This window comes from Pseudomonas sp. FW507-12TSA (genome assembly GCF_058781435.1).
In genome coordinates this window covers 111,633-124,501 of the sequence record NZ_JBYSWT010000007.1, presented here as the reverse complement: position 1 = coordinate 124,501, position 12,869 = coordinate 111,633, and the positions used below count along the sequence as shown (strand labels likewise).

The 12,869-nt window shown below is 65.6% G+C and carries 8 protein-coding genes; 6 read left to right on the top strand and 2 right to left on the bottom strand.

Features of this window, described 5'->3' with window-relative positions; translation table 11 throughout:
• Window positions 1-78: 78 nt before the first annotated feature.
• Entirely contained in the window at window positions 79-522 is a 444-nt protein-coding gene (locus AC3WK8_RS09240) for a YkgJ family cysteine cluster protein (protein ID WP_031320092.1), read from the bottom strand.
• A gap of 265 nt (window positions 523-787) precedes the next feature.
• On the opposite strand from AC3WK8_RS09240, the gene AC3WK8_RS09235 reads away from it, so the two are divergent.
• The 5 genes from AC3WK8_RS09235 to AC3WK8_RS09215 all read left to right on the top strand — a co-directional run bounded on the left by AC3WK8_RS09235 (window position 788) and on the right by AC3WK8_RS09215 (window position 10,268).
• Window positions 788-3,238 (top strand): glycogen/starch/alpha-glucan phosphorylase, encoded by a 2,451-nt coding sequence (locus tag AC3WK8_RS09235; RefSeq protein WP_103324625.1) that lies wholly within the window; start codon window positions 788-790, stop codon window positions 3,236-3,238.
• A gap of 212 nt (window positions 3,239-3,450) precedes the next feature.
• The gene (locus AC3WK8_RS09230; RefSeq protein ID WP_103324624.1) at window positions 3,451-7,101 is read left to right on the top strand and encodes a DUF2339 domain-containing protein; all 3,651 of its coding nucleotides are present in this window, start codon (window positions 3,451-3,453) and stop codon (window positions 7,099-7,101) included.
• Window positions 7,098-8,477, top strand: coding sequence for a DUF3999 domain-containing protein (locus AC3WK8_RS09225; RefSeq protein ID WP_103324623.1), 1,380 nt, complete (start codon window positions 7,098-7,100; stop codon window positions 8,475-8,477). Before AC3WK8_RS09230 ends, AC3WK8_RS09225 begins: the two co-directional genes overlap by 4 nt.
• 173 nt (window positions 8,478-8,650) lie before the next feature.
• The gene (locus AC3WK8_RS09220) at window positions 8,651-9,661 is read left to right on the top strand and encodes a class 1 fructose-bisphosphatase (protein ID WP_022639522.1); all 1,011 of its coding nucleotides are present in this window, start codon (window positions 8,651-8,653) and stop codon (window positions 9,659-9,661) included.
• 4 nt (window positions 9,662-9,665) lie between these two features.
• A complete protein-coding gene (locus AC3WK8_RS09215) occupies window positions 9,666-10,268 on the top strand; it encodes a DUF924 family protein (RefSeq protein WP_022639523.1) in 603 nt (200 codons plus the stop codon).
• 148 nt (window positions 10,269-10,416) lie between these two features.
• Here the strand turns inward: AC3WK8_RS09215 and AC3WK8_RS09210 are convergent, their stop codons facing one another.
• Window positions 10,417-12,309, bottom strand: coding sequence for a methyl-accepting chemotaxis protein (locus AC3WK8_RS09210; protein WP_207245033.1), 1,893 nt, complete (start codon window positions 12,307-12,309; stop codon window positions 10,417-10,419).
• 280 nt (window positions 12,310-12,589) lie between these two features.
• Between AC3WK8_RS09210 and AC3WK8_RS09205 the strand changes: the two genes are divergently transcribed.
• Window positions 12,590-12,844 carry a hypothetical protein gene (locus AC3WK8_RS09205; protein ID WP_022639525.1) on the top strand — a complete coding sequence of 85 codons (255 nt, stop codon included), beginning with the start codon at window positions 12,590-12,592 and terminating at the stop codon, window positions 12,842-12,844.
• Window positions 12,845-12,869: the final 25 nt, after the last annotated feature.

Here is a 12,869-nt window from a genome sequence, read left to right as displayed (position 1 = left end):
GGGACCGTCTTGCCCATTACCGGCCAAGACGCTGTCTACACCGGCGATGGCGGCAGAGTTGCAGAGGGTGGGCGGGGGTCAGAAGCGTTCCAGGGTCCGTCGGCTGGTGTTGCTCGGGCGTTCCAGGGGCTTGGGCTTGTAGGCGCAGTAGCCTGGGCGCGGGCCGATCTTGGGATGGTTGCGGCAGGTATCGGGGCGCTTGTCGTAAATGGTGCACAGGCGGCTCTTGCGGTCCAGATACAGGCAGTCGTTGTTGCTCATGCGCTGCAAGGTGAAGATTTCCGACTTCTGGTTGTAGCGCTCGACGATGCCTTCCTTCTGCAGGCGCTTGGCGATGTTCTTCGCCGGCTCGCCCCGCTCGAACTCGTCGACGATGCCGATGCGGATCAGGTCCTTGATCTTCACTTCCACTGGTAGCGTGCAGCAACTGGACATGCAGGAACCGCACATGGGCGCGGAGTACTTGGCCCAGGTATCGAGGCGATCGATTTCCGCGGCGGCAATCAGGTTGGAGTTCATCAAGGTGGGTTCCGGCATGTTTTCGGGGCGCGCGATCATACCGGGACTGCTGGATTTTTGAACAACTTTGCGTCGGATTTTTCGCACTGATGTGCCGGTTATTTCGTGCTGGTACGACCTCTGCTTGTTTTTTCCCCGCTGGAGCGGGGGACGGCGCTTTTTGCCCGGTCATTTGAATCAAGGCCGAACCAGAGCCTTCACCTCGTGTCAGACCGACTAGGCTCAGTCAATTCCATGCTCACTGTGTATCTCGTCAGAGGTCTTAACGATGACTCAGGAATCCCCTGTTCGCGACACGGAGGTAGCGGCTTTTCGTGAAGCCGTCTTGACCAAACTCACCTATGCGGTCGGCAAGGACCCGGACCACGCCTTCGACCATGACTGGTTCGAAGCCATCGCCCTGGCGGCCCGGGACCACATGGTCGATCACTGGATGGATCACACCCGGCAGATCTATCGTCGGGGCCAGAAGCGGGTGTACTACCTGTCCCTGGAGTTCCTGATCGGCCGCTTGCTGATCGACAGCCTGAGCAACCTCGGGCTGCTGGACGTGGCTCGTGAAGCCCTGTCGGACCTGGGCGTGGACCTGGAGCGCATTCGCCTGCTGGAGCCCGACGCGGCCCTGGGCAATGGCGGCCTCGGGCGCCTGGCGGCCTGTTTCATGGAGAGCATGTCGACCCTGGGGATTGCCGGCCATGGCTATGGCATCCGTTATGAACACGGGTTGTTCCGCCAGGCCATAGTCGACGGCTGGCAGCAGGAGCAGACCGAGCACTGGCTGGACTTCGGCAACCCCTGGGAGTTCGAGCGTCCCGAGGTGATCTACTCCATAGGTTTCGGCGGCGGTGTCGAGACCGTGGTCGACGAGAGCGGCGCGCCCCGCCAGGTCTGGTGGCCGGCGGAAACCGTGCGGGCGGTGGCCTACGACACCCCGGTGGTGGGTTGGCGCGGTGCCAGCGTCAACACCCTGCGCCTGTGGCGGGCACGGGCCATGGAGGAGTTGCACCTGGAGCGCTTCAACGCCGGCGACCACCTGGGCGCCGTGGCCGAAGTGGCGCGGGCCGAGAGCATCTCGCGGGTGCTGTACCCGGCCGACAGCACCGAGGCTGGCCAGGAGCTGCGCCTGCGCCAGGAATACTTCTTCGTCTCGGCGTCCCTGCAGGATCTGCTGCGCCGGCACAAGAACATGCACGATTCGGTGCTCAGCCTCGGCGAGCATGCGGCCATCCAGCTCAACGATACCCACCCGTCGATCGCCGTGGCCGAGCTGATGCGCCAACTGGTGGACCTGCACGGCATCGCCTGGGATGCGGCCTGGCAGGTCACCGTGGAAACCCTGGCCTACACCAACCACACCTTGCTGCCCGAGGCCCTGGAGACCTGGCCGGTGGGCCTGATGGAGCGCCTGCTGCCACGGCACATGCAGATCATCTACCTGATCAACGCCCAGCACATCGATTCGCTCAGGGCCAAGGGCCTGCATGATTTCGACGTGCTGCGGGCGGTATCGCTGATCGAAGAGGACAACGGCCGCCGGGTACGCATGGGCAACCTGGCGTTCCTCGGCTCCCACAGCGTCAATGGCGTTTCCGGCCTGCATACCCAGCTGATGCGCAGCACGGTGTTCTCCGAACTGCACAAGCTGTACCCCGAAAGGATCAACAACAAGACCAACGGCATCACCTTCCGCCGCTGGCTGTACCAGGCCAACCCGCAACTGACCCAGATGCTGGTGGACGCCCTGGGCCCCGAGCTGCTCGACAGCCCCGAGGACCGGCTGCCGGCGCTCGAGCCCCTGGCCGACAAGCCGGCGTTTCGCAAGCAGTTCGCCGAGCAGCGCCTGCACAGCAAGCGGGCCCTGGCGGCGATCATCCATGAGCGCCTGGGAATCGCGGTCAACCCGGCGGCGATGTTCGATGTGCAGGTCAAGCGTATCCACGAGTACAAGCGCCAGTTGCTCAACCTGCTGCATACCGTGGCGCTCTACCAGGCGATCCGCGCCGAGCCGGAAACCGACCGGGTGCCCCGGGTGAAGATCTTCGCCGGCAAGGCCGCCGCCAGCTATCACCAGGCCAAGCTGATCATCAAGCTGGCCAACGATATCGCCCGCACGGTGAACAACGACCCTACGGTGCGTGGCTTGCTCAAGGTGGTGTTCCTGCCCAACTACAACGTCAGCCTGGCGGAGAGCATCATTCCCGCCGCCGACCTGTCGGAGCAGATCTCCACCGCCGGTTTCGAGGCCTCGGGCACCAGCAACATGAAGTTCGGCCTCAACGGCGCCTTGACCATCGGCACCCTGGACGGCGCCAACGTCGAGATGTGCGAGCGGGTCGGGGCCGAGCACATGTTCATCTTCGGTCTCACCGCCCAGCAGGTGGAGGCACGCAAGAGCAACGGCGAGTTCAGCGCGGCGCCGGATATCGCCGCGTCCCACCGGCTCAACGATGTCCTGCAGGCGATCCGTGGCGGGGTGTTCTCCCCGGACGATCCGTCGCGCTACACCGGCTTGGTGGATTCGCTGGTGGACTATGACCGGTTCCTGGTCTGCGCCGACTTCGATGCCTACTGGAGCGCCCAGGCCCGAGTCGAGGAGCGCTGGCACGATTCCAAGGAATGGTGGCGCTCGGCGGTGCTCAACAGTGCGCGAATGGGCTGGTTCTCTTCGGACCGGACCATTCGCGAGTACGCCACGGATATTTGGAAGGCCCTGGAGTAAGCCCGCCGGCCAGGCGCTGGAACTGTGAGCAAGGCCCGGCGTTCGCCGGGCCTTGTCGATATACTGGGCGGCGTTTTTGTCCCGGCCCGTGCCTCGTCGCTCGTGCCCGGCTTCCAATGGCAATGGCGGCCCCGCACAGGCAGGGCCGCGGCCGAAGCGGTAAAACAACAGCTGGACCTGTCCGTTACCGGACTGTTTAGGGATGTCGACACATGCAATGGATGTTCATGCTGCTGGGCGCGGTGCTGGGGTGGATCGTCGATGAGTCTTTGGGCGATGCACTGATTGGCGCTTTCCTCGGCCTGGCGGTTGGCCTGGCCTTTCGTCTTGGCCTGTTGCACAAGCAGGTGGCTGGCCAGCAGCTTGAGCTGCAGCAAGCCAGGCAGGACTTGTCCCGGCTGGGCCAGCGTCTGGAGCTGCTGGAGGCCGGCAGCGGCTCGCCGGCCGAACCTGTGGCCCAGCCCGAGGCCCGCAGCGCACCGGCTCCCGAGGTCCAGGTCGCCAGTGCTCCGGTTCCCGAGCCGGCCGCGCCGCCGCAGTTCGTCCTCGACGAGATCCTCCCCGTGCAGCCGGTGCCCGCCGCCTCTGACCTGGTCTGGGAACTGCCTCCCGCCGCCACCCCGGCTGCCGTCAGCGAGCCGCTGCCGGACTCGGCCTGGCGTTCGCAGCCGCAGCGGCAAGCCGAACCGCAGCCGGCACCTTCGCCGGCAGCACCCGTGGAGTACGAGCCGAACCTGATCGAGCGCGCCATCAGCGGTGCGCGCAATTGGCTGTTCGGTGGCAACACCGTGCTGCGGGTCGGGGTGGTGCTGTTGTTCCTCGGCTTGGCATTCCTCCTGCGCTACGCCACCGAAGGCGTGGTGGTGCCCATCGAGTTGCGCTATGCCGGGGTCGCGGCCTGTTCCCTGGGCCTGCTGGGCCTGGGCTGGTGGTTGCGCCGACGTAACGGTGCCTATGCGCTGATGCTCCAGGGCACGGGGATCGCGGTGCTGTACCTGACCGTGTTCGCAGCCATGCGCCTGCACCCGCTGCTCGATCCTTCCGCGGCCCTGGGCCTGCTGGTGGCGGTGACGCTGTTCTCGGCGATCCTGGCCATCACCCAGGATGCCCTGGGCCTGGCCGCCGCGGCGGCACTAGGCGGGTTCGCGGCGCCGATCCTCACCTCCACCGGCGCAGGCAGCCACGTGGCGTTGTTCAGCTACTTCGCCCTGCTCAACGCCGGCATCCTCGCCATTGCCTGGTTCAAGGCCTGGCGCCTGCTCAACCTGATCGGTTTCGTCGGTACCTTCGGCATCGGTTTCGCCTGGGGCATGCGTTCCTACACCCCTGAACTGTTGTGGAGCACCGAACCGTTCCTGGTCCTGTTCTTCCTCATGTACCTGGCCATCGGCCTGCTGTTCACCCGGCGCAAGCTGCTGGACCTGAACGATGCCCCCGCCGATGGTGACCGCCAGGCGCTGTTGCAATGGTCGGCGCGCAAGGGCGACTACGTCGACGGCAGCATGCTCTTCGGTCCGCCGCTGGTGGGCTTCGGCCTGCAACTGGCGCTGGTCCAGCACCTGGAGCTGGCCGCGTCCTTCAGCGCCCTGGCCCTGGGCCTGGTGTACATGCTGCTGGCCCGCTTGCTGATGGGGGGCCGGGCCCTGCTGCTGGGCGAGACCTGCCTGGCCCTGGGCGTGATCTTCGCCAGCCTGGCCATTCCCCTGGGCCTGGATGCGCGCTGGACCGCCGCCGCCTGGGCGGTGGAGGGCGCCGGGATCTTCTGGCTCGGCATGCGCCAGCGGCGCTCGTTGGCCCAGGCCTTCGCCCTGCTGCTGCAGGCAGGTTCTGCCGCGGCCTTCCTCAATGAATTGCGCTTTGCCAGTACCAGCCTGCTGTCCGGTGCGCCCCTGGGGGCGTTGCTGCTCGGTGGCGCCCTGCTGTTCAGCTTCGACCAGTTGCGCCGCACGCCGCAGGAGCAACTGCCGAACTGGCTGAAAGAAGGCATCCGCCCACTGTTGGCGGTGGCTGGCCTGGGCTTCCTGTATCTGCTGGCGCCGCTGTTCTTCGCCGCCCAGGGCACGGCCATCAGCTGGGCCCTGGCAGGGCTGGCGACGCTGTTCGTCGGCTTGCGCCTGCAATCGCGGACGTTCCTGTTCAGCGCGTTCGCCATCCAGTTGCTCGGTGGTGCGTTGTTCCTGTTGCACCTGAAGGGCGCTGACGGCGATGCCGGTGGGGTCTTGAGCAGTGGCTGGAGCGGGTTGATGAGCGCCTCGCTGATCGGCCTGGCGCTGATCGGCGGCATGCTGGTGGCCTCGCGCGATGCCATGGTGCGCGACGATCCGCGCTTGCTGCGTGGCCTGTCGGTGGTGCTGCTGGCGGGCTTGGTGCTGATCAACCTGGCGGTGCTGTTCGTCCTGCCGTGGCGCACCGCCAGTGGCGTCTGGGCTGCCTGTGGCTTGTTGATCATCTGGTTGAGCCTGTACCTGCAGCAGCGGGTGAGTTTCTTCTTCGGCCTGGCGTTGCAGGTGATCGGCGGCAGCGCCTTCCTGCTGGTCGGTTCGGACTGGTTCTACGCGGCGCTGGCCGAGGGCGTGCGGCCCCTGGCCAATGGCGACTTCTGGACGCCGATGGTGCTGGCCCTGGCGGCGCTGGTGGGTGCCTGGCGCCTGCAGCGGGGCAACCATGGCTCGGCGTTCGACGCCCTGGCCCTGGGCCGCCTGGCCGATTTGCTGCTGGCCTGGGGCGCCTGTTGGTGGGCGTTCACCTGGATCAAGGAAGTATTGCGTTTCGCTCCCGCGCATTGGCAGCCGGCGCTGCTGTTGGCGCTGGCTACGGCCAGTGTGTTGCTCGCCACGCTGCTGGCGGTACGTTTGCAATGGAAGTCCCTGGGCTTGCTGGGCAGCCTGTTGATCCCGGCTGGCGGGCTGGTGCTGATGGCTTGCTGGACCAGCCGCTACAACCCGGCGGCAGATTTCGGCTGGCTGGCCTGGACGGCGCTGTTCGCCGTGCATTTCTTCAGCCTGCGGCGCCTGGCTGCGCTGCTGCCGGCGCGGGTGGCAAGCGTCGCCCATGTGCTGGGTTGCTGGTTGTTGATTGGCGTGTTGGCGCTGCAGCTGCGTTATGGCCTGCTGCTGTTGTCCGAGCAGTACAACGCTTGGCGCTGGCTGGGTTGGGCGATCCTGCCGAGCCTGTACCTGGTGGCGATGGCCGCGCCGCGCAACTGGCCGTGGCCGGTGGCCGGCCACTCCCGGGAGTATCGCCTGTATGCCGCGCTACCCCTGGCGGCGCTGATGCTTGGCTGGTTCTGGCTGGCCAACCTGTTCAGCGACGGACGCGCCGATCCTCTGCCCTACCTGCCGTTGCTCAACCCGCTGGAGCTGGGGCTGCTGTTCGCCCTGTTCGGGGTCTATGTCTGGTCCCGTAGCGCGGCGCTGGAGCTGGCGATTCGCAGTGGCTACGCCGAGCGTGGCACGCAGTTGGTGGCCGGGGTCTCGCTGTTCGCCTTCTTCACCGTAATGGTGATGCGCGCTGCCCATCACTGGAGCGGGGTGCCGTTCCATCCCGATGCCCTGCTGGCCTCGATGATGGTCCAGGCCGGGCTGTCCATCGTCTGGACCTTGATCGCCCTGGGCCTGATGATCGGCGGGCACCTGCGCCATCGCCGCGAGATCTGGCTGATCGGCGCGGCGTTGATCGCGGTGGTGGTGGCCAAGCTGTTCCTGGTGGAGCTGAGCAACCGTGGCGGCCTGGCGCGGATCGTCTCGTTCATCGGGGTCGGGGCGTTGCTGCTGGTGGTGGGTTATTTCGCCCCATTGCCGCCCAAGCGGGCGGAGGCCGAGCCTGAGGCCGGCAAGTCGTTGAATGAAGGAGTGTCGCCTTGAGTCAGAAGCTGAACCTGCGCTGGTGGGGGGCCATGGGCCTGTGTGTGGCGCTGTCCGCCGTGGCCCAGGAACAACCGGGGGACTTCAAGTCCCGGGTGCCGTTGAGCCTGAGCGGCGAGGGCCCCTGGTACCGCCTGGAGCTGCCCCTGGCGGTGCAGATGCGCGCCAGCCAGACCGACCTGCGCGACATCCGGGTATTCAATGCCGCCGGCGAGCCCCAGGCTTATGCCCTGGCCCGCCAACAGGCCCAGGCCAGCGAGCAGCGCAGCCTCAGCGCGGTGAAGTGGTTCCCGCTGTACAGCTCCGCCCAGGCCGGCGACAGCCCGGCCAGCGTGCGGGTGCAGTCGGGCACCAACGGTACCCTGGTGGAGGTGCAACCCGAGGCGCGGGCGCAAGCGGAGCAGCAGGTACTGCACGGCTGGTTGCTCGATGCCAGCGCGATCAAGGCACCGCTTCAGCAGCTGGTCCTGGATTGGAGCAGCGAGCATGACGGTTTCCAGCGTTTCAGCATCGAGGCCAGCGACGACCTGCGGCACTGGCAGGCCTGGGGCGAAGGGCAGGTCGCGCGTTTGTCGTTCGCCGACGAGCGGGTCGAGCAGCATGAAGTGGCGTTGCCCGGGCAGTCGGCGCGTTACCTGCGCTTGTTGTGGAAATCTGCGCAGGTGGCGCCGGCGCTGACTGCCGCGCAGTTGCAGAGCAGCACCACCAGCAACCAGCCATCGCCCTTGGTGTGGTCGCAGCCGCTGGCCGGCACTGCGGCCAAGGCGGGCGAGTACAGCTGGCAATTGCCCATGGGCCTGAACGTCGAGCGGGTACGGGTCGAACTCAAGCAGGCCAACAGCCTGGCCCCGGCCCGGCTCTACGGGCGCCGCGACAGCAGCCTGCCCTGGCAGCCGCTGGGCAACGGCCTGTTGTATCGCCTGACCCAGAACGGCCAGGACGTGCAGCAGAACGAACTGCAATTGCCCGGGCAGACCGTACAGCAACTCAAGCTGGTGGTGGATGAGCGTGGCGGTGGCCTGGGAGCGGCGGCGCCGGCCCTGGAGTTCGCCGTGCGTGGCGCGCAGCTGGTGTTCCTGGCGCGTGGGGACGGGCCTTACACCCTGGCGCTGGGCAACCCCGGGGTGAGCGCGGCCAACCTGCCGTTGTCCACCCTGATTCCCGACTACAGCCCGCAGCGCCTCAAGCAGTTGGGCCAGGCCCGGATCGAGGGTGATGTGCAACTGAGCGCATCCGCTCCTGGCGATGCCGCGACGCCCGCAGCCCCCGGGCCGGACTGGAAGAAGATCGGCCTGTGGGCGGTACTGCTGCTGGGCGTGCTGGCCCTGGGCGCGATGGCCTTCAGTCTCCTGCGCAAGCCTCAAGCCAAGGCTTGAGCCCGGCGCGAGGGGGTTCGCTCCCTCGCCACCCGTGCCCGTGGTTTTGCGACTACGCTGAACCCGGCGCCTGAACTCTATCTGCCCGTTCCCTGTCTCAGAGGAGGAAATGCGCCTCGACTCGCGTTAAACTGCGCGGGTTTTTCAAGCCCCCCATCCTTCCGGAGCCTTCCATGTCCCGCGTTACCCTGAGTCGCTATTTGATTGAGCAGACCCGCAGCAACAACACTCCTGCCGATCTGCGCTTCCTGATCGAAGTGGTGGCGCGTGCTTGCAAGGAAATCAGCCATGCCGTTTCCAAGGGCGCCCTGGGCGGCGTGCTGGGCAGCATGGGCACGGAAAACGTGCAGGGCGAAGTGCAGAAGAAACTCGACGTGATCTCCAACGAGATCCTGCTCGAGGCCAACGAGTGGGGCGGCCACCTGGCCGGCATGGCGTCCGAAGAAATGGACAACGCCTACCAGATCCCCGGCAAATACCCCAAGGGTGCCTACCTGCTGGTATTCGACCCACTGGATGGCTCGTCGAACATCGACATCAACGCCCCGGTCGGTACCATCTTCTCGGTACAGCGTTGCCCCAACGAGTACCTGAGCCAGAACGAAGCGCTGAATGAAAAGGCCTTCCTGCAGCCTGGTTCCAAGCAAGTGGCCGCCGGCTATGCGATCTACGGCCCGCAGACCATGCTGGTGCTGACCCTGGGCGACGGCGTCAAGGGCTTCACCCTGGACCGCGAGATGGGCAGCTTCGTCCTGACCCACGAGAACATCACCATTCCTGAAAGCACCCAGGAATTCGCCATCAACATGTCCAACGAGCGTCACTGGGAAGCACCGGTCAAGCGCTACGTGGACGAGCTGCTGGCCGGCGATACCGGTCCGCTGCAGAAGAACTACAACATGCGCTGGGTCGCCGCGATGGTGGCCGACGTGCACCGCATCCTGACCCGTGGTGGCCTGTTCATGTACCCACGCGACAGCCGCGAGCCGGAAAAACCCGGCAAGCTGCGCCTGATGTACGAAGCCAACCCGATGTCGTTCCTGGTGGAGCAGGCGGGCGGCGCGTCGACCAACGGCCACCAGCGCATCCTCGACATCCAGCCTGAAGGCCTGCACCAGCGCGTAGCGGTGTTCCTCGGCTCGAAGGAAGAAGTGGCCCGGGTTACCGCCTACCACCAGGAGTAAGTTCATGAGCGCACCCTGGCAGCCCCTGCTCGACTGGTGGTTCGGCGACGCCGAGACGCCGGCACAGATCGTCGCTGCCAAGGGTGGCTTGTGGTTCGGCAAGCGCGACAGCCAGGATCGCCAGGCGCAAGAGCGTTTCGGTGACCTGGTGGAGCAGGCACTGGCCGGCGGCCTGGTCGAGTGGACGCAAAGTCCCCAAGGCTGGCTGGCCCTGGTGCTGTTGCTGGACCAGCTGCCGCGCATGATCCACCGCGATACCCCCGGGGCATTCTCCGGCGACGCCCGGGCCCAGGCCCTGGTGGCCCAGGGTATTGCCGCAGACTTCGATCGGCGCCTGACGCCCATGCAGCGCTGCTTCATCTACCTGGTGTTCGAGCATTGCGAACACCTGGCGGTGCAGAATGAAGCCGTATCGCGCTTGGCTGCCTTGCACGACGAGCAGCCGGAGCAAGACCGCCCGGTCTTCGCCAGCCAATTGGACTATGCCGAACGGCACCAGAAGATCATCGCTCGTTTCGGGCGCTTTCCCCACCGCAACGCCATTCTCGGACGTGAATCCAGCGCCGAGGAACTGGCCTTCCTGAGCCAGCCCGGCTCAAGCTTCTAATCCTTTTCCTGTAACCGCTGCCGAGCGGGTGAGGCTGCGCCAAGGCCCCCAGGGCTTGCGGCGCTTTTGCCGATGCGACTCCCGCGTCCTTGCGGGCCGTGTACCGCCTCTAGTAGCGGCTGCACGAGGCTATCCCTGTTGCCCGACGTCAGATCCGGAAGCTGCCCACCAGGTGTTGCAGGCGCTGGGCCTGCTGTTCCAGGTCGGCGCAGGCGCGCAGGGTGGCTTGCAGGTTTTCCACGCCTTCCTGGTTGAGGGTGTTGATCTCGTTGATGTCGACATTGATCGACTCCACCACGGCGGTCTGTTCTTCCGTCGCGGTCGCCACCGACTGGTTCATGCCATCGATCTCGCCGATGCGCTGGGTCACGCTGCCCAGGCGCTCGCCGGCCTGGTTGGCGATGCCGACGCTGCTTTCGCTCTCGCGCTGGCTTTCGGTCATGGTGCCGACTGCCTGGCGGGCGCCTACTTGCAGTTCCTCGATCATCTTCTGCACCTGCTGCGCCGAGTCCTGGGTGCGGTGGGCGAGGTTGCGCACCTCGTCGGCGACCACGGCGAAGCCACGTCCGGCCTCACCGGCGCGGGCGGCCTCGATGGCGGCGTTGAGCGCCAGCAGGTTGGTCTGCTGGGAGATACCGGTGATCACTTCGAGGATCTGGCCGATGTTCACCGTGTTGCTGTTGAGGGTCTCGATGTGCTCGCAGGAGTTGCTGATCTTGGCCGACAGCTGGTGCATGGCGTCGATGGTCCGGTCCACTACTTGCTGGCCATCTTGTGCCAGGTTGCGCGCCTCGCTGGAATGCTGCGACGCCAGGGCGGCGTTCTGGGCGATTTCCTGGGCGGCCGCGCCCAGCTGGTTGATGGCTGCGGCCACGCTGTTGGTGCGCGAGGCTTGCTGGTCGGAGTTGAGCATCGACGAGTTGGAGGCGGCGACTACACGCAGGGCCACTTCGTTGACCTGGCCGGTGGCCGAGGAAACTTCGCGGATGGAGCTGTGGATGCGTTCGACGAAACGGTTGAAGGCAACGCCCAGGGTGCCGAATTCGTCATGGTTGTGGATCTCCAGGCGCCGTGTCAGGTCGCCTTCGCCTTCGGCGATATCGTGCATGGCCCGGCCCATCAGGTGCAGGGGTTGCAGCAGCAAGCGGATCAGCATGCCCAGCAGGCCGATGATGATTACCACGGCGATCGCCATGGCGATCAGCGCCGAGGTGCGGAACTCACCGAGCATGGCGAAGGCCGCATCCTGGTCTAGGACCAGGGCCACGTACCAGTTGGCCGAGTTCACGCCGTTGACGCGAGTGAAGGAGATGAACTGGGTCTTGCCGTTCACCTCTACTTCCTGCAGGCCGGGGCTCACCCGTGGTGCGCCGTCCGGGTAGGCCTCGGCCAGGTTCTTGAGCACCAGCTTGTTGTCGGGGTGGATCAGGATCTTGCCATCGGCGCCGACGATGAAGGCGTGGCCATGGCCGCCGAAGTTGAGCGAGTTGATGATGGCGCTGATGCTCGACAGGTCGATGTCGGCACCCGCGACGCCGATCATCCGGCCCTGGTGCTGCACGGGAGTGGCGACGGTGATCACCAGCTTGCCCGACGAGGCGGCGACGTAGGGCTCGGTGACGATGGTCTGCTGCGCCGTGTTGGCCGCCTTGTACCAGCCACGGCTGCGGGGGTCGTAGTCGGCCGCGCGGTTACCGGCCGGGACCGAGAACATCATGCCGTCCTGGCCGCCGAAGTAGGTGAGCTGGAAGTTGCCGGTGTAGGCGGGCAGGCCGACGCTGCGCTTGAGGCTATCGGCGCCGCTGCCGTCCACGGCGATCTGCTGCGCCAGGGATTGCAGGAGCTGGATGCGGCTTTCCAGCCAGGTCTGGATATTGCTGGTGCTCAGGCTGCCCAGTTCCTGCATCGAGGATTCGGTACTGCTGCGCAAGGCTTCGCGCTGGCGGTAGTCGTTGAACAGAATGAAACAGGCGAACGCGACGGCGACCACAAGGGCGGCGGCAAGCAGGATCTTGTGGCTGAACTTCATATTACTGGTCATTAAGTGAACTACCGCGAGGGGGTGGTCAACGAGGGGCGTCAATTTGCCACAGTGGTGGTATTTGCGCTGCAGTTATGTCGACTGGCCATCAGTGAAAATGAGCCCGACCGGCACAAAACCGACGAACAGCCGGGCGCTGATCGAAGGTGGTTGATTTGCGTGGGAAATGCCTGGCTCATCGGCAAGAAATACCCGGCCTGGCGGGGAACCAGAAGGGGGTTTTCTCTTCTAAGCTTCTGGTTGGCTGACAGGCCTTCCCCCTTTCGTCCAGGAGTTCACCATGTCCCTGCGTTCCATCGCTCTGTTGTCGTTCTGCGTGCTGTTGGCCGCATGCAGCAAGGTCAATCAGGAAAACTATTCCAAGCTCTCGACGGGCATGCCCAAGGCCGATGTCGAACAGCTCCTGGGCAAGCCGACCGACTGCTCGGGGGCACTGGGCATGTCCAGTTGCACCTGGGGCGACAAGAACAGCTTTATCAGCGTGCAGTATGCCGGTGACAAGGTCCTGATGTTTTCCGGGCAAGGCCTGAAGTAAAGACCGGGGCCTGGGGCCCACGGGA